The sequence below is a fragment of the Rhizobium sp. CF080 genome, assembly GCF_000282095.2.
Taxonomy (GTDB): domain Bacteria; phylum Pseudomonadota; class Alphaproteobacteria; order Rhizobiales; family Rhizobiaceae; genus Neorhizobium.
Genome location: NZ_AKKC02000004.1, coordinates 706,154 through 728,568, shown reverse-complemented (window position 1 = coordinate 728,568; position 22,415 = coordinate 706,154). Strand labels below are relative to the sequence as shown.

The window sequence follows — 22,415 nt, the reverse complement described above, 5'->3', positions numbered from 1 at the left end:
GGATAATCCTCCTCAGGACGCCTTGCGCCCGTTATTCATGGCCCGCCAGACATTGGCCGGCGTGACCGGCATCTGGATGTCCTTGACGCCGAACTCGCTGAGCGCATCGACCACGGCATTGACCACAGTCGCCAGTGCCGGCGTCGTGCCGCCCTCGCCGCCCGCCTTGATGCCGAGCGGATTGGTCGGCGAAAATACCTCGGCGATCTCGCAGTTGAAGCTCGGCATATTGTCGGAGCGCGGCATGCCATAGTCCATCAAAGAGCCCGCAAGCGGCTGCCCGCTCACCGGGTCGATGGCACAGAGTTCCCACATGGCCTGGCCGACGCCCTGCGCGATGCCGCCATGGGTCTGGCCATGGACGATCAGCGGGTTGATGCAGCGGCCGACATCGTCGATCGTCGTATAACGGACGATCTGCACGTGGCCGGTGTCGCGGTCGATCTCGACTTCGCAGATCGCGGCGCCGTTCGGAAAGACCGGCGTATGCATCTCGTTGTCGCGGATGACGCGGAGCGGCCCATGGCTGGCGCGGGTCCGGCGGCCAAGCTCGAAAATGTCGATCGTCTGGTTGGAATTCCGCAGCTTGAAGACGCCGCCCTCGAAATCGATCTGGTCGGGCGTCGAGCCGAGCAGTTCGGCCGAGCGCTTGCGGCCTTCGGCGAGAAGATCGGCGGAGGCCATCGCCATGACCGTACCCGCATGGCGCATGGAGCGGCCGGAATGCGAACCGCCGCCGACGCTGACGATATCGGTATCGCCAAGCACGATCCAGACCTTTTCGACCGGCACCTGTAGCATGTCGGCGACGACCTGGGCGAAGCTCGTCTCATGGCCCTGGCCGCTCGGCTGGGTGCCGATGATCACCTCGATATTGCCGTCTTCCTTGATCTCGATCTCGGCGCGCTCCTTCGGCGTGCCGATCGAGGATTCAACGTAGTTGGCAAAACCGCGGCCGAGCAGCTTGCCGCGCCTGGCGGCTTCGACTTTCCGGGCATCGAACGTCGCCCACTCGGAGATTTCGAGTGCGCGGTCCATGTTCTTTTCATATTCGCCGCTGTCGTAGACCGAGCCGACCGCGTTGGTATAGGGCATGGCGGACGGCGGGATCAGGTTCATGCGGCGCAGTTCGAGCTTGTCGAAACCGAGCTGGTCGGCCGCGAGTTCGCACATGCGCTCGATCGCGAACGTGACTTCCGGACGACCGGAGCTCCGGTAGGCCTGGGTACACATCGTGTTGGAGAACACCGCGCGGGCGCGCAGCGTCGCATAGGGAATGTCGTAAGAGCCGGTGATCAGGCCCGAACCCTTGCTGAGGGGCGAGAGCGACACGGCGCGGCCGCCGACATTCGAGAGATTGTCGGAACGCATGGCGAGGAACTTGCCGTCCTTGCGGATTGCCAGCTCGACCTTGCTCACCAGGTCACGGCCCTGATAGTCGGTCAGGAAGGATTCCGATCGCGTCGCGGTAAATTTCACCGGCCGGCCTATCTTGGCGGACGCCCACAGAACCAGGCCAAATTCCACATAGACGCGGTTGCGGGTGCCGAAATTGCCGCCGACGTCGAAGGAGAGCACACGCAGGTCCTTCGGCTCGATGCCGAGCACCTTGGAAAGTTCGTTCTTCTGGCGCACGGCACCGCCGCTGCCGGCATAGAGCGTGTATCGCTTGGTTTCCGGATCGTAGGAGCCGAGCGAAGCGCGCGGTTCCATGGTGACGCCGGTGACGCGATGGACATGGAATTCCGCCTTCACCACATGGTCTGCCGCAGCGAACGCGGCGTTGGTGCCTTCGACATCTCCGAAGGTCGTATCGATGAAGACATTGTCCGGAACCTCGTCCCAGATGGTCGGGGCGCCCGGTTCGGCGGCCTTGGCCGTGTCGGTGACGAAGGGAAGCTCCTCCCAGTCGACCATGACCTTTTCCGCGCCGTCAGCCGCCTGCGCCGCGGTTTCGGCAACGACGATCGCGACGGCTTCGCCCACGTGGCGAGCCTTGTCAGACGGCAGCAGGAAATGTGGGCCGGTGAATGCGTGGCTGCCGTCCTTGGCCCGCAATTTCATATCGAAATTGGTAGACGGAACGGGATTGTGGGGAATGTCGCGGATGCCGTCGGCGAGGATGTCCTCGCCCGTCAAAACCAGCAGGACGCCAGGGCTTGCGAGCGCTTCCGTTTTGTCGATGCCGTTGATGCGGGCATGCGGATAGGGCGAGCGCACGATCGCTGCATAGGTCTGGCCGGGCAGCGAAAAGTCGTCCGAGAAGCGGCCCTTGCCGGTGATCAGGCGGCCGTCTTCCTTGCGGGGGATCGGCTTGCCGACATGCTTGAACAGAGCCTCCTGGACCAGCTTCATTTCCGGCGAAAGCTCGGCCGATTCCGGTTTTTGCTGCTTCAGCGGATGGACGATCGCGTCCGGCGCGGCGGTCTTGAGCGGGCTGTTCATAGAACCTCTTCTACTTGAAAATACGGCGGTTTCTCCCATCCGCCGGCTTGCCTCGGAACTCTGTTCGCGTACCGAGAGATGCTGTTGCTCTTCGTATTAATGTATGACAATATGGCAGGATAATGCAATCGAAAAAGATCGCCATGCATCGACAGGGTGATTGCCTCGCCGGGCTCGATGGCTTCGGTTAAGAATGGCGCCGGCTTCTCCGCCCTCCCCAGGCGGACCCCGGTACGGTTTTGGGAGTGAAACTTACATGACGACTTTCGCGCGCAAGGCGCCGCTCGATCTGCAGGAACACCTGCAGCGGTTGGAGGCCCTCGGCCTCCTCACCAAAATCCAGGTTCCGATCGATAAGGACAGTGAGCTGCATCCGCTCGCCCGCTGGCAGTTCCAGGGTGGCCTGCCGGACGACCAGCGCCGCGGCTTCCTGTTCACCGATGTCAAGGGCGCCAAGGGAGAGAGCTACGACATTCCTGTCGCCGTCGGCGTTCTCGCCGCTTCCCCGGCCATCTATGCCGCAGGCCTCGGCGTTTCCGAAGACGAGATCGGTGATGTCTGGGTCAATGCCATGGAGCATCCGATCGACCCGATCATGGTCACAGAAGCGCCGTGCCAGGAAGTCGTTATCACTGGCGATGAGCTGAAACAGGAAGGCAAGGGCCTCGGTTCGCTGCCGGTGCCGATCTCGACGCCCGGTTTCGACAGCGCCCCCTATTTCACCGCGACGCTCTGTGTCACCCGCGACCCGGAAAACGGCATCCGCAACATGGGCACCTATCGCGCCGCGCTGAAGGCCGAAGACCGGCTGGGCGTGCGCATGGCAAGCCGCCTGTCGGGCGCCGGCGGTTACCAGCACTGGCTGAAATACCAGAAAATGGGCAAGCCTATGCCCTGCGCCATCGTCATCGGCTGCGCCCCGGCCGTGCTCTTCACCGGCCCGCAGAAACTGCCGATCGACCAGGATGAACTGGGCGTTGCCGGCGGCCTGATCGGCGAGGCGATCCGGATCGTCAAGTGCAAGACGATTGACCTCGAAGTACCGGCAGACGCTGAAATCGTCATCGAAGGCCTGATCGATCCGGTCCTGCTAGAGCCGGAAGGTCCGTTCGGCGAAAGCCACGGCCACGTGGCGCTCGAAGACTTCAACATGTCGATGACGGTCACCGCCATCACCCGCAAGAAGAAGCCGGTTCTCGTCTCGATCGTTTCCCAGGTGACGCCGAGCGAATCGAGCGTGCTGAAGCGTGTCGCCTATGAGCCGCTGTTCCTGAACCACCTGAAAAAGGTGCTGAATATCAAGGGCATCAAGCGCGTCGTGATGCACGAGCCGCTCACCAACATTCGCAAGGTGATCTTCCTGGAATTCGACCGCTCGGCGCCGCAGTCGGAAATCTGGCGAGGCCTCCAGGGTGCTGCGACCCTGCAGGCGCAGTGCGGCAAGATCGTCATCGCCGTTTCCGACGATATCGACAGCCGCAATGCGGATGCCGTCTTCTGGTCGCTCGCCTATCGCGCCAACATGATCGACGACGTGCACATCACGCCCTATCGCTCCGGCGGCCATGGGCCGAAATCCAGCTCGAAGAGCGCCGAGGGCACGATGCTGATCGATGCGACGCTGAAGGCGCCGATGCCACCGCTGGCGCTGCCGGCCGAACCCTACATGGTCAAGGCGCGGCAGATCTGGGAAGATCTGCAGCTTCCCCGCCTCTCCCCGCAGCCGCCGTGGCATGGCTATTCGCTCGGTGACTGGAGCGATCTGTGGACCCAGTTCGCCGATGCCGCGGTTGCCGGTGATTGGCGCCAGACCGGCGAAAACACGCTTGCCCGCCGCAAGGGCGGCATGAAGCCCGAGACCCCGGCCCGCGATATCGAGAACCCGAATGGGGACAAGAGGGGCTGACGGAATTTTGGCAGCGCGGATGGTTTGGAGGCCGTCCGCGCCGCTTTGATTTTCAAATTGCTTTCATACCTATTCAAAGCCTTTCATGCCTTTTATGCCCCCGGGAGAGGAACGATGCTGAAGATCGGCCAATCGCAACTGCGTTTCGAAGACGATGCGTTGATCACCGGCCGCGGTCGTTACATGAACGACCGCGCCGGCAAGGGTGAGGCCGCCGCCGTTTTCGTGCGCTCTCAATCCGCCTCGGGCCGCATTCTCTCGATCGATACCAAAGCCGCCGCCGGGATGCCCGAAGTGCTCGGCATCTTCACCGGCGCCGACCTCAAAGCCGCTGGCCTTCTGCCGATCCAGCCGCGCGGCAAACATCCCGGCCCCGATGGCGGCGAAATGCGGGTGCCGGTCTTCTATCCTCTGGCGATCGACGCGGTGCGTTATGTCGGCGATCCGATCGCCGTTGTTGTGGCCGAAACCCGGCAGGCAGCCCTTGCCGCGGCCGAAGCGGTCATGGTCGAGATCGCCGAACGGTCGGTGGTGATCGATCCGCTGGAGGCGGTCGCCCCGGATGCGCCACTCGTCTGGGACGAGTTCCCCGACAACCGCTGCTTCACCTATGAAAAGGGCGACAAGGCCGGCGTCGATGCCGCGGTCGCTTCTGCCCACACCGTTGTCCGCCAGCGCTTAAGAATTTCCCGCGTCGTCGCCGCTCCGATCGAGACGCGCGGCGCGATCGCCTCCTATGACGATACCGCCGGCCTCTACCGGCTTGAACTCGGCACCCAGGCGCCGCACCGCATTTCCGGCGATGTCGCGCCGATCCTCGGCGTCTCGGCGGACAAGGTGCATGTGCTGGCGTCCGATTGCGGTGGCTCGTTCGGGATGAAGAATGCCGGTTATCCGGAATATCCGGCCCTGCTGTGGGCCTCCAGACAGACCGGCCGCATGCTGCGCTGGACGTCCGACCGGCTGGAATCCTTCCAGTCCGACGCCCATGCCCGCGACATGTGGGTGGATGCGGCGCTGGCGCTCGATGCGGATGGAAAACTTCTAGGCCTCGACGTGCATGTCCGCGCCAATCTCGGCGCCTATCTCGGTCCGGCGACGGTGCATCCGCCGGTCGCCAATATCGGCGGCATTGCCGGCGTCTACCGGACGCCGAAGATTTACGCCAAGGTCGATGGCGTCTTCACCAATACCCAGCAGACCGCGCCCTATCGCGGCGCCGGCCGGCCGGAAGCGACTTATATCATCGAACGGATGATCGATCTCGCGGCCTACGAGATCGGCATCGACCGTGCCGAGTTGCGCCGCCGCAACCTCGTTCCGAAGAAGGAGATGCCCTATTCGAGCGGCTTCATCTTCACCTACGATTCCGGCGACTTCCCCGGCGTGCTCGACAAGGCGCTCGAGATGGCGGACTGGGCCGGTTTCGAGGCCCGTCGTGCCGGGTCCAGCGCCAGGGGCAAGCTGCGCGGCATCGGCATCGCCAACCCGATCGAGATTGCCGGCGGCCCGGCGGCCAAGCCCAATCCCGAATTCGCGCGGATGGACATCTCGCCCGAGGGCAAGGTGCGCATCCATGTGGGTTCGATGGACAGCGGCCAGGGCCATGGCACCGTCTTTCGCCAGATCATCGCCGATCGTCTCGGCCTTTCGACCGAAGGCATGGAGATCGTCACCGGCGATACTCACGAAGTGCCGCAGGGCACCGGTACGTTCGGATCGCGCACGCTGGCCGCCGCCGGCGGCGCTCTCTGGACCGCCGCCGATACGATCATTGAAAAGCTGAAGGACCAGGCGGCCGAACGGCTGGAGGCGGACAAGGCGGACATCCTCTTCGACACCGGCGAATACCGCATCGCCGGTACCGACCGCAGCGTCTCGTTCGCGGAGGTCATTTCCGGCGAATCCGCTTCCCTTTCGGCCGAAACTTTTTCGAGCGTTGAAGGCGCCACCTTCCCGAATGGCTGCCATATCTGCGAGGTCGAGATCGACCCGGAAACCGGACTGGTCGAACTTGTTTCCTATTGCGTGGTCGACGATGTCGGCCGCATGGTCAATCCGCTGCTCGTCAAGGGCCAGATCACCGGCGGCGTCGCCCAGGGCCTCGGCCAGGCACTGATGGAAAATGCCGTCTATGATTCGGATTCCGGCCAGCTGCTCTCGGCAACCTTCATGGACTACGCCATGCCGCGCGCCCATGACATGCCGGGCGTCGAGATCGCCGGTTTCGCGGTACCGACCAACCAGAACCCGCTCGGCGTCAAGGGCGCCGGCGAGGCCGGTACCGTCGGCGCGCTTTCGGCGGTCATCAGCGCGGTGTCCGATGCACTGCGCCCCTTCGGTATCAGGCACATTGATATGCCGGCGACGCCCGCGCGCGTCTGGCGCTGTCTGCAGATGCAACGTAAGGAAGAACGCTGACCGTCGCCTCGATATATCCAATTGAAGATATTGCTTGACGGAGAGGTGACGGATCGCGAGTTTGTTTGTATGACAAGCGTGTGATCATACTGATTTGAACGCTATCACCAGCATTTCGAGGAGACACATGGCCAATCCGCTTGCAGAGCCTCTCAATCCACTCGTCCACGAGCCGGCGCCCTTGCGGAACAAGATCATGAACTCCCTGCGGCGGGCGATCGAAACCGGTGCGCTGGAGCCCGGCACCCGCCTGGTGGAAAAGGATCTGTGCGAGAAACTGAATGTCAGCCGCACCTCGCTGCGCGAAGCGTTGCGTCAGCTCCAGGCCGAAGGCATCCTCACCGATCTCAACAACCGTGGCCTGACGGTTACCACTGTCACCCGTTCCGATGCCGAGAACATCTACCGCATCCGCAGCGTGCTGGAGCCGCTGATCGTCGAACAATTCGTCGAAAACGCGCCGGATGATGAGGTCCAGGCATTAAAGGCGCATAGCGAAGTGCTGAAGAAGGCCTATCTCGGCGGCAATGCCGAGGAAATCGTCGCTTCCAAGCGCGATTTCTACGACCGGATCTGCACCGGCGCCCGCAATCCGATCGCCTTCGACCTTCTGAAGAAGCTGACACTGCTCACCTCTCCGTTGCGCCGCCGTTCGGTCGTGCGTAAGGACCGCCAGAGCCAGAGCATCATCGAGATCGAGGCGATCGTCAGCGCTATCCTCAAGCGCGACAAGGCCGCAGCCAAGGCAGCTGCCGAAAAGCATGTGAGCAATTCGGCGATCTCCGCATTGCGCCCATCCGAAGGCGATGCCAAGGCGTCGCGATAATCGTCCAGGAAAGTCCCATGCGCCGCATCATCATCGCCATCACCGGAGCTTCCGGTGTCATCTATGGCGTTCGCGCCCTGCAGCTCTTGAGGCAAGTCGAGGATGTCGAAACCCATGCGGTCATCTCGCCGTCGGCTTTCCGCACGGCGGTCGACGAGATCGACATGAGTGCCGAAGAGATCAAGGGGCTTGCCGACGTACTCTATAACTACAAGGATATCGGCGCGGCGATCTCCTCCGGGTCGTTTAGAACCGCCGGTATGCTGGTGGCTCCCTGCTCGGTGAAGACGCTGAGCGGCATCGCCAATTGCTACAATGACGAGCTGATCGTGCGCGCCGCCGACGTCTGCCTGAAGGAACGTCGGCGCGTGGTGCTCTTGTTCCGCGAAACGCCGCTGCATGCCGGCCATATCGCGCTGATGGACCAGGCGACCCGCAACGGCGCGATCGTCATGCCGCCGGTGCCGGCCTTCTATTCCAAGCCGAAATCACTGGACGAGATGGTGACCCAGACGGTCGGCCGCGCCCTTGATCTCTTCGACATCCACCTGCCGATGGTCAAGCGCTGGAAGGACGGCCCGGGTTCACCGGGCCAACGCTGACTTTCATGCTTGAAACGGATGCTGCATCTAAAGGGCGGCCAGCGCGCCTTCGATCACGGTAAGCGCCATGGCGGTCTTCTTATCCGGTTCGGCTCCCCCGAAAAACTCTACGACACCTCTGAGATTGCCAGTGGCATCGCCGGTTGAGCCGCGGACACCCATCAACGCCTGCCCTTCGGCCTCCAATATCGCCAGTTCGATCTTTTCCGAACTGAGTTCGACACCCTTCACGCTATTGCGCAGCGTCTCGCTCTCCTTTGTTGGCGCCGGATACGGCCCGCTCTTCAACCGTCGACGCACGGCGCGTAGCGGTTTCACCACCTCACGCCGCCAATCCGAAACGAGGCCGTCTATTCGGGCGATATCGGCCTGAGAAAGCGCCACGGAGTTCTTCGTGAGCCAGGCGGAAAACAACAGCACTGGCACGTCGACGCCGTTTTCATCCTGAAGCACGAGGCAGGCATCGCCGACGCCGGGCGCGCCATAAAGCCGCAGTGCGAAATCCCAAAGTCCCTGCCGGCCATCCGCAGCCATTCAGCCTCTCCCTTACCGTCACGCAGGGCTTATCAGCTTGCCCGTGAAACAGGCAAGTTTCCATGCCAACAAGCGTTTTCCAAGGGCGCGTCCGTAGGGATTGCGCTTTGTCAAAAATACGCAGGCCTGCCGCTTTCTCTGTTGCGCGCCATTTCTCTTTGTCATACAGTACTACCATCGTAATATCTGACCAATGCGGGACCTATGCCGGGAGGGCAGGCCCAAGGGAGGGAGTTCAATGCTGAAATCAATTCGCCTGTTGACCGTCGTGGCCGCAACGGCCTGTGCCACCATCCTTGGCGCGGTCTCAGCACAGGCCGACGCCGTTTCCGACTTTTACAAGGGCAAGACCGTCACGATCCTGATCGGCCATCCGCCGGGCGGTTCCTACGACCTTTATGCGCAGCTGATCGCGCAGCATTTCGGCCCGCTTATCCCGGGTGCCCCGACCGTGATCGTGCAAGGCATGCCGGGCGGCGGTGGTTCGCTCGCAGCGGCACATTTCTACACCAAGGCGGTCAAGGACGGCACCATCGTTGCGCTCCTGCCGGAATCGCTCGCGCAGGACCAGGTCCTCGACCCGAAGAAGAGCCGCTGGGACGTTTCCAAGATGCGCTTCATCGGTCGTGCTGCCGACGTGACCTCGGTGATGATGGCCCGCAAGGACTCTCCGGTAAAGTCGATCGAAGACTCGCTGAAGTCCGAAAGCAATGTCAGCTGCTCCGGCCGCACGACCTCGAGTGCCCAGACCGGCGCTGTCCTGAAGTCGCTGATCGGCTCCAAGTTCAACATGGTTTGCGGCTATGACAGCGCGACCGCCAGCGCGCTTGCCGTGTTCCGCGGCGAAGCCGACCTCACCACCACCGTCTGGGCCAACTGGTCGGTCAACTACGCCCAGCAGTTGGCTGCCGGCGACGTGGTTCCGGTCGTGCAGTTCTCCGAAAAGCGTCTCGCCGACCTTCCGAACACTCCAACTGCCGTCGAACTGACCAACGACCCGGCCAAGAAGCAGGCGATCGAGTTCTTCGGTGCCGGCGGTGATATCGGCCGCGCCCTGATGACCCCTCCGGGCACCCCGGAAGATCGTGTCACAGCGCTTTCCACGGCCTTCGACAATCTGATGAAGGACCCGAAGTTCCTCGCTGACGCCAAGACCCGCGCGATCCCGATCGCCCCGATGAGTGGCAAGGAAGTGGACGAGATCGTCAAGAAGATCATCACCACGCCGCCGGAAGTGGTCGCCACGCTGCAGAAAGCGATCGACGACGGCTTCAACAAGTAAGCTGATCGACCGCGCGGTGTCTTGACGCCGCGCGGTTCTCTTTGCCTCCGGGCGTTTGTCAATTTCCAAAAAATTCGAGGATTCCGACCATGGACCACCAGGGTGCGAAGCGTTTCGTCCCGGTTGAAACCGGTGCGCCGAAATACGGCAGCGATCTCATCGCCGCGGCGATACGGGAACAGGGTTTCCCCTATATCTGCCTCAATCCCGGGGCGAGCTATCGCCACCTGCATGACAGTCTGGTCAACTATCTCGGCAACGAGAACCCGAAGATCGTCCTGTGCATGCACGAAGAGCACGCAATCGGCATCGCGCAGGGCTGGGCGAAGATCACCGACAAGCCGCTCGCAGCTGCGGTCCACAGCAATGTCGGCCTGATGCACGCCACGATGGGCATTTTCGACGCCTGGTGCGACCGCGTTCCGGTCGTCGTCATCGGCGCCACCGGCCCGCTCGACGCCACCAAGCGCCGTCCGTGGATCGAATGGATCCACTGCACGATCGACCAGGGCGGCCTGGTGCGCGACTTCACCAAATGGGACGACGAGCCCGGTTCGCCGGAAGCCGCGGTCGAATCCATCCGCCGCGCCACGATGCTGGCGACCGCCCGCCCCTCCGGCCCGACCTATGTGAACCTCGACGTCACCATTCAGGAAATGGAGCTCGAAAAGGTCCCGGCGCTGCACGACATTTCCCGCTTCAGGGCGCCGGCCGATCCAGAGCCGCCGCGCCGTGACCTGGAAGAGGCCGTCGAAATCCTCGCCAAGGCGAAGCGACCGGTGATCCTCTGCGGCCGTACCACCCGCAGCGAAGAAGGCTGGGCCGAGCGCGTCAAGCTTGCCGAACTGCTCAGCGCCAAGGTGCTGACCCATGTGAAGCTCGCTTCCAGCTTCCCGACCACCCATCCGCTGTTCATCGGCGAGACCGGCTGGAAGCTTTCCAAGAACCTCCTGAAGCACCTGACCGAAGCCGACGCGATCCTGTCGCTCGACTGGCTCGATCCCGCCGGCACGATCAACCAGGTTTTCCCGGCCGGCACCCCGAGCGCCCCGGTCATCAGCGTCTCCAACGACTTCAATATTCATCGCGGCTGGAACATGGACTACCAGGGTCTTCCGGCCGTGGACGTCAACCTGCCGACCGTGCCGGAAACTGCCGTGTCGCGGCTTCTCGAAGCCCTGGAGCCCAGGCTCCCGGTGCCAAAAACATTCGAGAGCCGGCGTATCGACGCCGAGCCTTCGAAGACGTCCGGCGAAATCAGCCTGATGGACCTAGCAAGGGTATTCAACCGGGTGACGCGCGATCTCGATGTCTGCCTCACCTCGCGCCCGCTCGGCTGGCCAACCAATGCCAACGAGCTGAAGCATCCGCACGACTATCTCGGCCATAACGGCGGCGGCGGCGTCGGTTCCGGCCCGAGCATCGGTGTCGGCGCGGCACTTGCGCTGCGCGACATGAAGTCCCCGCGCGTGCCGATCGCGATCGTCGGCGACGGCGACTTTACCATGGGCAATACCGCGCTGTGGACGGCGGCCTCGCAGGGCATTCCGCTGCTCTACGTGATCTCCAACAACAATTCCTACTTCAACGACGAGCACCATCAGGCAGCCGTCGCTGTCCAGCGCGGCCGTCCGCCGGAAAACGCCTGGGTCGGCCAGCGCTTGCAGGACCCGGTTCCGGACCTTTTGATGCTCGCCAAGGCACAAGGCATCGACGGTGAAGGCCCAGTCACGGATATCGCCGACCTCGCAGGCGCGCTCCAGCGCGGCATCGACAAGGTGAAGGCCGGCAAGCCGTGGGTGATCGACGTGCGCGTACCGCCGGAATATTGCCGCGACCCGATGGTCGAGCTCGCCTGAACCTCACGAAAAGATCCTCCCGACCTCAGCCCCGCTTTTCCGAGCGGGCTTTTTTTGCGCGCTGCGAGCTACACGCGGTCATTGCGGCGCTTTGCAAACCACGTATTCTCCTGTTCTGGATATCACTTGCATGAACGAGGTCAGGACGAGGAAATGCCGATGAGCGTCATGAAGGGGGAATATGATGAGGTGATTGAATGGCGACGTGACCTTCATGCCCATCCCGAACTTCAATTCGACGTCCATCGTACATCCTCGTTTGTCGCCACCAAGCTCAGAGAGTTTGGCTGCGATGAGGTGGCAACCGGGATCGGCAGAACCGGTGTCGTCGGTGTCATTCATGGGAAAAAGCAGACAAGCAGCAAGATTATTGGCCTGCGGGCCGACATGGATGCTTTGCCGATAGAGGAGGCGACCAACGCGCCCTGGGCATCGAAGGCAAAAGGCGTGATGCATGCCTGCGGTCACGACGGCCACACCGCCATGCTGCTCGGTTCAGCGCGTGAGCTGGCGCGAACACGCGCGTTTGACGGCACGGCCGTCGTCGTTTTTCAACCGGCTGAAGAAGGTGGCGGCGGTGGAAAGGCCATGGTTGATGATGGCCTGATGACCAGGTTCGGGATCAACGAAATCTACGCGATGCACACCGAGCCGGGCCTGCCGATCGGCCGGTTCGCAACAGCGAGCGGACCGTTCGGTGCGTCTGCCGACGGCTTCCGGATCAGAATTGAAGGGAAGGGAGCGCATGGCGCTTCACCTCACGTCAGCGTCGATCCCCTGGTCGTCGGCGCAAACATCGTTCTGGCGCTTCAAACGATTGTCTCACGGAATATCCATCCCAGACAGTGCGCGGTCGTAACCGTCGGTTTCCTGAACGGCGGCAAGGCAGGCAACGTCATCCCCCAATTTGCCGAGATGGGCGGAACGACGAGAACTTTCGATCCCGCCGTCCGAGACCTGGTTGAGACACGCGTCTGCGCTATCGCGGAGAAGGTGGCCGAGGCGTACGGTGCCAACGCTACCGTATCTTATCGTCGGATGTTCCCTCCCACCGTCAATCATACAAAAGAGACCGCCTTTGCGGTCCAGGTCGCAAGGGCGCTGGTGGGCAATGACAATGTCGACGATGCGCTCGAGCCCCTCATGGGATCGGAGGACTTCGCATTCATGCTGGAAGCACGCCCAGGCAACATCATGCTCATCGGGAACGGAGATACCGCGTCCGTTCATGACGCACGTTACGATTTCAATGATGATGCCATTCCGTTCGGCATCGCCTACTTCAAGAACATCGTGGAACGAGGATTGTCGCTGTGAAGGGACCGCCTCGGTCTCAAACAGCCATTGCGCTGATGCCCAAATGTCAGCGAAGATATCAAGGCGAAGGCCGGAGCGTCGCCACTCCGGCCTTTTGTTTTCGAATGCCGACACCTCAGATGATATCCGAAACCGCTGCGCGCAGTGCCGGGAAGGCGTCGCCAAGGTAGGATTGCGGCCAGGGCATGTTCAAGAGGTTGTCGAACAGAATGAACATGGAGATCCAGATGAGGATCGCGATCACCAGAGTGCGGATCCAGGGCTGTTTACCTTCGAAACGCATATAGGCGATCATGTAGAAGAGCAGCGTCGGCAACAGACCGATCAGCAGCGTGCCCGCGAAGACCGACAGCACCCAGGCAAGCATGATGCCCATGCGCTTATAGAGTTCGCGGTCCGGCATCGCCTCCAGCGGGTCCGTCTCGCTCGCCTTGCGCGGCTTGACGATCGTCTCGCCGGCCCGCTTTTTCATGTAGACACCGATGCCGGAGCAGATCACCACGAACAGGCCGACCGCCGAAACCGTCTGCGGCATGAGCCTTGCGGCGAGCGCCCATTCGGTCGAGGTGGCAAGCGCCGTGATGAACAGGATCGCGGCGAGGATCCAGACGCCCGGCAGCATGATCCGGTCGACGATGGAAACCGGACCGACCGGCGCTTTCGGAGCGGCCGGTTCGCTGACGGCGGCACCGACTGCGACCGGAACCGGTTCGCGCCGCTTCAGGAAGAATTTTACAGCGGTATAGGCGAAATAGAGGACCGGAATCATCAGGATGATGATGACACCGGGACGTTGCAGCCAGGCGGAGCCATAGCGGCTGGTGGAAATGAACAGATATTGTTCCACCAGCCCCCCGAGCACGAGGCCGAGCAACACCGGCGCTCGCGCCCAGCCGAACCGCTTCATCCCCCAGCCGATCACCGAGAAGATCAAGAGAACGACGATGTCGCCGATATCGCGGGTCGCCGAATAGGCTCCGATGAAGACGATCGCAAGCACCGTCGGCACCAGGATGCCGGCCGGCACCAGTGCCAGCTTGGCAAGTTGCGACACGAAGGCGAAGCAGATCAGAACGCCGATGATATTGGCGATCATCAGGCTCCAGACGATCGTATAGGTGATGTCAAGCTGTTCGGTGAGCAGTTTCGGCCCCGGCTGGATGCCATGCATCATGAAGGCGCCGAGCAGGATCGCCATGGTGGCGCTGGCCGGAATGCCGAAGGCAAGCGTCGGGATGAGCGCGCCGCCCTCGCGGGAGTTGTTGGCCGCCTCGCAGGCGATGACACCGCGTACGTCGCCGGTGCCGAAGGTCTCGGTGCCGCCCTTGACGGATTTCGCCGCCGAACCGTAAGCGATCCAGTCGATCGCCGGGCCGCCGAGGCCGGGCACGGAGCCGAGGATCGCGCCGAGCCAGGAACTCTGCAACACGAGGCGGATGTTCTGGAGCGCATCCTTCACGCCGCGGAACTGGTCGCGCACGATGCTTTCGCTCTTGTGGAGCGCCACGGCCTGACGGGCTGCGCCGAGCTCGATCAGTTCCGGCACGGCGAAGAGGCCGAGAACCAGCGCTTCCAGCGGAACGCCGTCCCAAAGATAGAGCGAATCGAAAGTCCAGCGCAGTTCGCCGGTCTGCGCCTCGTCCCCCACGGAGGCGATGACGACGCCGAAACAGGCTGCCACGAGGCCCTTCATCATGTTGCCCTGGCTGACGGCCGCCACGAGGCTGAGGCCGAGAATGCAGAGCGCCAGAAGCTCCGGCGTGCCGAAGGCCATCATGAAGGGGCGCAGGATCGGGATAGATACGGCAAGCAGCAGCGCGCCAAAAATGCCGCCGATCAGCGAGGCGGTATAGGAGGCACCGAGCGCCCGTCCCGCTTCGCCGCGGCGTGCCATCGGATAACCGTCCATCACGGTCGCGGCCGAACCTGCGGCACCCGGCACCCCGATCAGGATCGAGGGGATGGTATCGGCAGTCGGCGTCACCGCCCACATGCCGATCAGGAAGGCGAGTGCGGTATAGGGGTCCATCGTGTAGGTGAACGGCAGAAGCAGAGCCATGCCCGCCAGACCGCCGATGCCGGGGATGACCCCGATGAAAAGGCCGAGCACGCAACCCAGCAAGATGATCAGGAAACGCATCGGGTCGAAAATGACCGTCAACGCCGCCATGGCCTGTTCCAGAATCATGTATCCTCCACCGCCCCGCGGCCCGCGAGGCTCAATATCGTCCAGGCGCTTGGACAGCGCCTCCTCCCTCGCATCCGGAGTCCCCCGGGAGCGGCATCCGCCAGCAAAGCGCCGGGGTCGAGGACCGCTCAAATAAGCATGCACCTGCGCCCGGAATGTTTCACCATGGGCGATTGTGTAGTACTGTATTTCTGTATGACAATGTTGAACCGGCTCGCGGGCCGTTGGCAAATTCAAAAAGCGAAGCGTATTATCATGCCCATGAATTTAGCTAATATCGATCTCAAACTCCTGGTCGTTTTCGACGCCATGATGGTGGAGGCCAGCGTCAGCCGCGCCGCCGAGCGGCTTGGCATGTCGCAGCCGGCGCTATCCAACGCGCTCAACCGTCTGCGCCTCTTGCTCAACGACCGGCTTTTTCTGCGAACGGCCGACGGTATGCGCCCCACCCCTCGAGCGCTGGAAATCTCCGGGCCGATCCAGTCGGCCATGCGGCAGATCGAGGAGGCGCTGGAGCCGACCACCTTCGAGCCCGGCGACCCTGACTGGACGTTCAGCCTGGCGGTTTCGGATCATGCGTCCGTCGTGCTCTTGCCGCTGCTGATCGAGCATATCGCCCGCGCCGCGCCGCGCGTCGGCCTCAATATCCAGTCGCGGCCGAACGAGGAGCTGCCTGCCCTGCTCGACAACAGCGAGATCGATCTTGCAGTCGGCATCATCCCCAATCTACCGCGACGCTTCAAGCACATGCCGCTGTTCGAGGACACCTATCTTTGCATGATGCGGCAGGGCCATCCGCTCGCCGGTCGTCCGATCACGCTCGAAGAGTTCCTGGCCGTTGACCAGCTCTCGGTGAAGCCCGGCGTGAGCGATGTCAGCCGCGCCGACCGGTTCCTGGCCCAGGCCGGCCTCAAGCGGCGTGTCGCGACCACCGTGCACCAGTTCCTCGCAGCACCTGCGATCGTTTCGCGATCCGACCTGATCGTGCTCGTCTTCGAGAAGATGGCGCCGATCTTCGATCCGTCGCGCTTCTATTTCTGTCCCGTGCCGGTGCCCAACATGCAGGTTTCCGCCACTGCCGTGTGGAGCGATGTGCATACGGATCTTCCCGCGCACAAATGGCTGCGCCGTCAGCTCGCGCTGACCGCCCGCCAGCTCGCCGAAGAGAGCGACGCGAGCGGCCTGGCACTGTCCGCTGCGAGCTGATCGCTCAACAATCACAACATCGCCTGTTGTCTCCAGATCAGGATTTGCCTATATGTTTGTCATACAATATGACGTTACTCCGCATTTGCCCTCAGGAGGATTTCGAACGTGAGCGAACCATCAAACGAGATTGCCACTATCCGCGACGGCACAAACATCTCCTACCGCGTAGTCAAGGGAAAGGGGAACAACCGCATCGTGCTCGTCCATTCGCTCGCCATGGACAAGACCTTCTGGGAGCCGACCGTCGAAGCGCTCGGCGGCTCCGCCGACGTGCTGATCTTCGATTGCCGCGGCCACGGCGCGTCGGACAAATCCGCCGGCCCCTATAGCGTCGAGCTTTTCGCCGATGACATAGCCGATCTGATGGATCATGTCGGCTGGCCCTCGGCCGTCGTCGCCGGCGCCTCGATGGGCGGCTGCGTGGCGCTGGCCTTTGCGGCCAACCATGCCGAACGCGTTCAGGCGCTCGGTCTGTTCGACACCACGGCCTGGTACGGCGAGGATGCTCCGAAAACCTGGGCGGAACGCGCCAACAAGGCGCTTGCCGAAGGCATGGGCGCACTGGTCGGTTTCCAGAAGACGCGCTGGTTCAGTGACGCTTTCCGCGAGGCCGATCCGGATGTGGTGGAGAAGGCGATCGCAGTCTTCTTGAAGAACGAGCTGCCCGCCTATGCGGCGACCTGCGCCATGCTCGGTAATGCCGATATCCGCGCCGCCCTGCCGAAGTTCGATTTCCCCTGCCGTGTCGCGGTCGGCACCGAGGACTACGCGACGCCGCTGGAGATGGCTCGCGCCATGGCCGACAACATTCCCGGCGCATCGCTGTTCATCATGGAAGGCGTGCGGCACTTCACGCCGCTCGAAGTGCCCGGAACCATTGCCGGGCATCTGAATGAACTGGTCCGGGCCATTAGGGCCTGACCCGTATCACCTGGCTTCAGGCGGCCCGGCGGCGACGCTGTCCCTGGGACGGGCCCGCTCCAAGCTGGAACTGGCCGACCATCTGGCGAAGCTTCGAGGCCTCGTCGGCAAGACCGGAGCTCGCCGCCGTCGTCTCCTCGACCATGGCGGCGTTCTGCTGGGTTACCTGGTCCATCTGGTTGACGGCCGAGTTGATCTCCGAAAGCCCGGTCGACTGTTCTCGGGCCGAGCGGGCGATATCGTCCACATGGCCGTTGATGGTTACGATATAGCCCTCGATCGACTTCAGCGATTCGCCAGCGTCGCGGACATATTTCACGCCGTGGCCGACTTCGACGGTCGAGTTCTGGATCAGCGCCTTGATTTCCTTGGCTGCGTTCGCCGAACGCTGGGCGAGTTCGCGCACTTCCTGCGCCACGACCGCAAATCCCTTGCCCGCCTCGCCGGCACGCGCTGCCTCGACGCCGGCATTCAGCGCCAGAAGATTGGTCTGGAAGGCAATCTCGTCGATCACGCCGATGATGTTGGAGATCTGGTTGGAGCTTTCCTCGATGCGGCGCATCGCCTCAACCGCATTTGCGACCACCTCACCGGAACGCGCGGCGGACGAATTGGCTTCGGCGGCAATCTTGCGTGTCTCGTCCGCCTTTTTGGAAGCGGAACTGACATTCGCGGTGATCTGATCGAGCGCTGCTGCCGTCTCTTCGAGCGACGAGGCCTGCTGCTCGGAACGGCGCGACAGGTCGCTGGCTGACTGGCTGATTTCCTGAGTTCCGCCGTCGATCGCCTCGGCACTGCCGGCGATCTGCGTCAGCGTGTTGGCAAGCTGGCTGACCGAGGTATTGAAGTCGTGGCGCAAGGCCTCGAAATCCGCCGAGAAGGCTTCTGTGAGCTGGAAGGAGAGATCGCCCGCGGCGAGCCGGCGCAGACCGCCACCAAGGCCGGATGTCGCAACACGGAGGCGCTGGGATGCGTCGGCTTCAGCTTGTTCCTGTGTTGCGATGCGCTCCGCTTCCGACCGGGTGCGGGCTTCGTTCGCCTCGTCTTCCAGGCGTTTGTTGTCGATTGCCGCCCGACGGAAGACCTCCACGGCTGCCGCCATTCCGCCGATCTCGTCCTTGCGGCCTATGCCGAAGATGGTCAACGTCAGTTCGCCGCCGGCGAGGCGTCGCATGCAATCCTGCAGGCGCTGCAGCGGACCGACGACGCCCGACAGTACGACCCGGATCGAGAAGCAGACCACGATCAGCGAGATGACGCCGATCACGGTCATCCAAACGGAGAGGTTTGCCTTGTCCTTTAATGCATCCTCGAAACTCTTGTGGGCAACATCGGACTGCAGCTTGGTCAACGCATTCAGCGGTTCGGCAAGCGGTTCGATCGCCGGGTAGAGCCGTTTCGTCACATAGGTATCGAGAGCTGCCTGATCGCGTTTGCCCATGATCGCCAGAAGCTCGTCAACCGCTTTGGTGGTTTCGGTACGCGCGCCGAGGTAACGCTGGACAAGGCTTTTTTCCTGATCGGTCAGGTAGGTCGCCTGGTAGGCCGCCCATTCGCGGTTGGCGGTGGCAAGCGCTGCGCGGACGGTCTGCTCGCCCAATTCCCAGCTGAATGCGCCGCTGCGCGTCTTGTGAGCGGTATCGACGATGGTGACCGCGTAGGCGTCGGAGACCGTCTTGATCTGCGCCATGGGCTCGACCCGATCCTCCACGATGGTACGCGTGCGGGCCGAAAGCGTGTCCATTCCGATAACCGCGACGGTTGTGGTTGCAACCAGCGCAAGCGCAAGGCACACAACGCTGGCGACAAGCTTGAATTTGATGGTCATCCGAACTTCCCGTTTTCGAACCGATAGCCGTTGGCCAAGCAGGTTGGCCGTCATGGTTAACGGTTGCAGAAAATGCTGAGGATATGTTTAACGAGTAACAGGGGTAGCAAGAACGGCGTCTTTCCGCATGGGACGGAGGCTGGGCCAACGTCAAAAACAGTGGTCATCGTGTCGGCTGGATGGCATCAGGGAGATGGAATATGAAACTCGCGCATGTCGCACTCTGGACAACCGAGCTCGATAGGCTCGTCGCGTTCTTCGAAGACATGTTCGGCGCCGCCGCCAGCCCGCTCTACGAGAGCCGTCGACGCGCCGGCTTCTCCTCGAAATTCCTCACCCTTTCCGAAGGCGCAACGATCGAGATCATGAGCGGCCCCTGGATTGCACCGGACGCGCCGCGCGAACGTGCCGGTTACGCGCATATGGCGATCTCGCTCGGCAACCGGCAGGCCGTCGACGACATGGCCGCCAAGGCGGCAGCCATAGGCATCCTCGTTTCCCCGGCCCGCATGACCGGCGACGGGTTCTACGAGGCGGTGATCTCTGACCCCGACGGCAATCCGGTTGAAATCACGGAGTGACCTGGTTCAAGCTTGGCCGGATCAGCCCTGAAAGGCCCAGGGATTGAGGCAGGGCACGCCGAGCGACTCGAAATTCGAGATGTTGCGGGTGACGACCGTCAACCGATGCTCCAGTGCCGTAGCGGCGATCATTGCATCCGATGAAGGGCGTTTGTTGGGCGTCGCCAGAGTTCCTGTCCGCAGAGCGACCGCCGTGTCAAAGGGAAGAATCCGACCGGAATAATTGATCAGCACCACTTCGTTGAGCCATTTTTCCAGATCGGCAGAAAAGATCGGATTTCTCTTTTGCTCTTGCTGGACGCCGAAGCGCAATTCCATGATCGTGATGGCGGAAAGAAAACTTGTCTCGCTATCAATTCCCGCCAGACACGTACGAAAGGCAATGTCCTGCCGTTCTGGACGCCGCAAGGCCGAAACGACATTGGTATCGAGCAGGACGACCATTCACAATTCGACCTCTCGCCACTCAAAGTTCACCCTTGGAGGATCGAAGTCGTCATCGGTTGCAGGGTTCGGATCTCGTAGCGCATCGAGCGCGCTCCTGGGCTTCACCCACTTCGCCTCGAATTCCGCATAAGTCAGCAGCACATGCGTCGGCTTGCCGTGATCGGTGATGACCAACGGATTTTCGTTTGCTGCCTGCCGGGCCTTGCTCGGATTCTGGTTGAAGGAGGCGCTGGTCATGTAGGAAAGGGTCATCGAGACCTCCGGGAGCACATCTAGTATCTTTCTTTCAAAATATACTAGAATTGCGCGGTCTTCGATGATCGCCATCAGCCCTTGCCCAGCGACCTCACATTGCCGGCGAGCTCCGCCGCGAGCCGCAGGGCAGCTCCGGTTGCCATCACCATGGAAGGCAGGATCAGCCATTCGAGCGTCCAGGCGGCGCCGGAGCGCTCTTGTTCGTGCACCATCGATTGCTGCATGCCGGAAAGCTGCACCGCGTTGAAGCGGGCGAGCGAGACGAGCACTTCGGCGGCAACCGGGTTCTGTTTGTGGGCCATGGCCGAGGAGCCGCCGCCACCTGCGAGTTCCAGTTCTCCGCCCTTCAGGGCAAGCAGCGCCACATCCTGGCCGAGCTTGCCGAGAGAGCCGGAAATCAGCGCAAGTATGTTTGTGAATTCGACCAGCCGGTCGCGCTGGCTCTGCCACTGTGGCGCGTCGGTGAGGAACAGTTCCCAGGCCAGCGCCTTGCGTACTTCGGCAGCCTTGCCGCCGAATTTTTCGAGGCTGCCAGCAGCCCCGCCGAACTGCACGGCAAAGCCCGTCTCGGAAAAAGTGTCCAGCCGCTGGCGATGCCGGATCAACGGTTCCTTCCAGGCACGGATACGGTCGGAAACGGCAATCGGGATCGCCGCCTGCATGCGGGTATGGCCCATCAACGTGCGGGCACCGAATACCTTATCGATGTCGTCGAAAGCCTTTTCGAGAGCTGTGAGCCGCTCGATGAAGAGCGTGCTTGCCTGTTTCAGGCGGATCACCAGCGCCGTGTCGATGACGTCCTGGCTGGTGGCTCCGAAATGCACGTGTTTTGCCGCATCGGCTCCGCCCGCCTGCTGATTGACGGCCTCGCGAAGCTGCTTGACGAGTTCGGCGACCACGACGCCATCGCGTCCGGTGCCCTCTCTGAGCCCCGCCATGTCCGGTTCGAACATCCGCAGCGCGGCAGAAATCCGTTCCGCCGCCTCGGCCGGGATGATGCCGCAGGAGGCTTCTGCCTTGGCAAGTCCCGTTTCGAAGGCCAGCATGGCGTCGATCTCGGCTTTCACCGAAAACAGCTGTCCGGTCTCGTCGTCGCCGACGAGACCGGACAAAAATGGATGTTCGAAAACCGAGACGCTCATATCTACTCCCGGGCGGACCCTGATTCTTCGCGTGTTAGATGTCGAAGAATATGGTTTCGTTTTCGCCCTGAAGATAGATGTTGAAGGTGACGGTATTACCCTCGCGCTTGCCGATCAGGGTGGGAACGCGAACCCGATGCTCGATGCGCGACAGGATCGGATCCGCCGCATTGGCCTCTTCTTCGTCGGAGAAGTACATGCGGGTGTTGAGGCCGAGGTTGATGCCGCGCGCGACGACCCAGAAGGTCACGTGCGGGGCCATCGGACGACCGTCGCGGAAGGGGACCTTGCCGGGCTTGATCGTCTCGAAAGCGAACTCGCCGGTATTCATGTCACCCGGCTGGCGGGCCCAGCCGAAGAAGTTCGGATCGGCCTTGCCGCGGGTTTCCGACGGGCTGTTGTAATAGCCGTCGGCATCCGCCTGCCAGATCTCGATCATCGCATCCTTGAGCGGAGTCATCGCGCCATCATAGATGAAGCCGCGGATGGTGATGCGCTCGCCACGCGTCTGGTCGTTGACCATCGAGCCGGAACCGAGGTCGGTGTCGTAGACGCCGGTGATGCCGGAAAAATTCGGCGTGCAACCGATATGGACATATGGACCCGCGGTCTGCGAGGCGGATTCCTTGAAGTAGGTGAGCGGCTGGACCAT

The 22,415-nt window shown here is 62.3% G+C and carries 18 protein-coding genes; 10 read left to right on the top strand and 8 right to left on the bottom strand.

Annotated elements, in window-relative coordinates; genetic code table 11:
* Positions 1-12: 12 nt before the first annotated feature.
* On the bottom strand, positions 13-2,445 hold the full coding sequence (locus tag PMI07_RS10465) for a xanthine dehydrogenase family protein molybdopterin-binding subunit (RefSeq protein ID WP_007752610.1): 2,433 nt from the start codon (positions 2,443-2,445) through the stop codon (positions 13-15).
* 256 nt (positions 2,446-2,701) lie between these two features.
* Between PMI07_RS10465 and PMI07_RS10460 the strand changes: the two genes are divergently transcribed.
* The 4 genes from PMI07_RS10460 (at position 2,702) to PMI07_RS10445 (ending at position 8,200) form a co-directional block, all read left to right on the top strand.
* The gene (locus PMI07_RS10460) at positions 2,702-4,351 is read left to right on the top strand and encodes a UbiD family decarboxylase (RefSeq protein ID WP_007752607.1); all 1,650 of its coding nucleotides are present in this window, start codon (positions 2,702-2,704) and stop codon (positions 4,349-4,351) included.
* A 114-nt stretch (positions 4,352-4,465) separates the two neighbouring features.
* Positions 4,466-6,772 carry a xanthine dehydrogenase family protein molybdopterin-binding subunit gene (locus PMI07_RS10455; protein ID WP_024163719.1) on the top strand — a complete coding sequence of 769 codons (2,307 nt, stop codon included), beginning with the start codon at positions 4,466-4,468 and terminating at the stop codon, positions 6,770-6,772.
* A gap of 127 nt (positions 6,773-6,899) precedes the next feature.
* Positions 6,900-7,598 carry a GntR family transcriptional regulator gene (locus PMI07_RS10450; protein WP_007758701.1) on the top strand — a complete coding sequence of 233 codons (699 nt, stop codon included), beginning with the start codon at positions 6,900-6,902 and terminating at the stop codon, positions 7,596-7,598.
* Positions 7,599-7,615: 17 nt separating this feature from the next.
* Positions 7,616-8,200 (top strand): UbiX family flavin prenyltransferase, encoded by a 585-nt coding sequence (locus PMI07_RS10445; RefSeq protein WP_007758702.1) that lies wholly within the window; start codon positions 7,616-7,618, stop codon positions 8,198-8,200.
* A 27-nt stretch (positions 8,201-8,227) separates the two neighbouring features.
* Here PMI07_RS10445 and PMI07_RS10440 read toward each other — a convergent pair whose 3' ends face one another.
* The gene (locus PMI07_RS10440; RefSeq protein ID WP_007758706.1) at positions 8,228-8,734 is read right to left on the bottom strand and encodes a TIGR02444 family protein; all 507 of its coding nucleotides are present in this window, start codon (positions 8,732-8,734) and stop codon (positions 8,228-8,230) included.
* Between the two features lie 238 nt (positions 8,735-8,972).
* Here PMI07_RS10440 and PMI07_RS10435 point away from each other — a divergent pair, with 238 nt between their 5' ends.
* From PMI07_RS10435 to PMI07_RS10425, 3 genes are all read left to right on the top strand, one after another.
* Complete coding sequence (locus PMI07_RS10435) at positions 8,973-10,016, top strand: tripartite tricarboxylate transporter substrate-binding protein (RefSeq protein WP_007758708.1); 1,044 nt, start codon at positions 8,973-8,975, stop codon at positions 10,014-10,016.
* Positions 10,017-10,105: 89 nt separating this feature from the next.
* The gene (locus tag PMI07_RS10430) at positions 10,106-11,875 is read left to right on the top strand and encodes a thiamine pyrophosphate-binding protein (RefSeq protein ID WP_007758710.1); all 1,770 of its coding nucleotides are present in this window, start codon (positions 10,106-10,108) and stop codon (positions 11,873-11,875) included.
* 153 nt (positions 11,876-12,028) lie between these two features.
* Positions 12,029-13,192 (top strand): M20 aminoacylase family protein, encoded by a 1,164-nt coding sequence (locus tag PMI07_RS10425; RefSeq protein ID WP_037086178.1) that lies wholly within the window; start codon positions 12,029-12,031, stop codon positions 13,190-13,192.
* A 115-nt stretch (positions 13,193-13,307) separates the two neighbouring features.
* Here PMI07_RS10425 and PMI07_RS10420 read toward each other — a convergent pair whose 3' ends face one another.
* Positions 13,308-15,380 carry a tripartite tricarboxylate transporter permease gene (locus tag PMI07_RS10420; protein WP_007758712.1) on the bottom strand — a complete coding sequence of 691 codons (2,073 nt, stop codon included), beginning with the start codon at positions 15,378-15,380 and terminating at the stop codon, positions 13,308-13,310.
* Positions 15,381-15,635: 255 nt separating this feature from the next.
* Here PMI07_RS10420 and PMI07_RS10415 point away from each other — a divergent pair, with 255 nt between their 5' ends.
* The gene (locus PMI07_RS10415) at positions 15,636-16,586 is read left to right on the top strand and encodes a LysR family transcriptional regulator (protein WP_037086175.1); all 951 of its coding nucleotides are present in this window, start codon (positions 15,636-15,638) and stop codon (positions 16,584-16,586) included.
* A 108-nt stretch (positions 16,587-16,694) separates the two neighbouring features.
* A complete protein-coding gene (locus PMI07_RS10410) occupies positions 16,695-17,510 on the top strand; it encodes an alpha/beta fold hydrolase (protein ID WP_007761433.1) in 816 nt (271 codons plus the stop codon).
* Positions 17,511-17,526: 16 nt separating this feature from the next.
* Here PMI07_RS10410 and PMI07_RS10405 read toward each other — a convergent pair whose 3' ends face one another.
* On the bottom strand, positions 17,527-19,338 hold the full coding sequence (locus PMI07_RS10405; RefSeq protein ID WP_024163717.1) for a methyl-accepting chemotaxis protein: 1,812 nt from the start codon (positions 19,336-19,338) through the stop codon (positions 17,527-17,529).
* A gap of 200 nt (positions 19,339-19,538) precedes the next feature.
* On the opposite strand from PMI07_RS10405, the gene PMI07_RS10400 reads away from it, so the two are divergent.
* Complete coding sequence (locus tag PMI07_RS10400) at positions 19,539-19,919, top strand: VOC family protein (protein WP_024163716.1); 381 nt, start codon at positions 19,539-19,541, stop codon at positions 19,917-19,919.
* 21 nt (positions 19,920-19,940) lie between these two features.
* On the opposite strand, the gene PMI07_RS10395 is transcribed toward PMI07_RS10400, so the two are convergent.
* Genes PMI07_RS10395 through pcaG form a run of 4 tightly spaced genes read right to left on the bottom strand, consistent with a single transcriptional unit; the run spans position 19,941 to position 22,415 of the window.
* Positions 19,941-20,363: a type II toxin-antitoxin system VapC family toxin gene (locus PMI07_RS10395; RefSeq protein ID WP_007751498.1), complete on the bottom strand. Its 423-nt coding sequence runs from the start codon at positions 20,361-20,363 to the stop codon at positions 19,941-19,943.
* The gene (locus PMI07_RS10390) at positions 20,364-20,693 is read right to left on the bottom strand and encodes a type II toxin-antitoxin system Phd/YefM family antitoxin (RefSeq protein ID WP_245277121.1); all 330 of its coding nucleotides are present in this window, start codon (positions 20,691-20,693) and stop codon (positions 20,364-20,366) included. It abuts the gene before it with no gap.
* Entirely contained in the window at positions 20,693-21,763 is a 1,071-nt protein-coding gene (locus PMI07_RS10385; RefSeq protein ID WP_007751503.1) for a 3-carboxy-cis,cis-muconate cycloisomerase, read from the bottom strand. Before PMI07_RS10385 ends, PMI07_RS10390 begins: the two co-directional genes overlap by 1 nt.
* Positions 21,764-21,797: 34 nt before the next feature.
* Positions 21,798-22,415: a protocatechuate 3,4-dioxygenase subunit alpha gene (pcaG, locus tag PMI07_RS10380; protein WP_007751504.1), complete on the bottom strand. Its 618-nt coding sequence runs from the start codon at positions 22,413-22,415 to the stop codon at positions 21,798-21,800.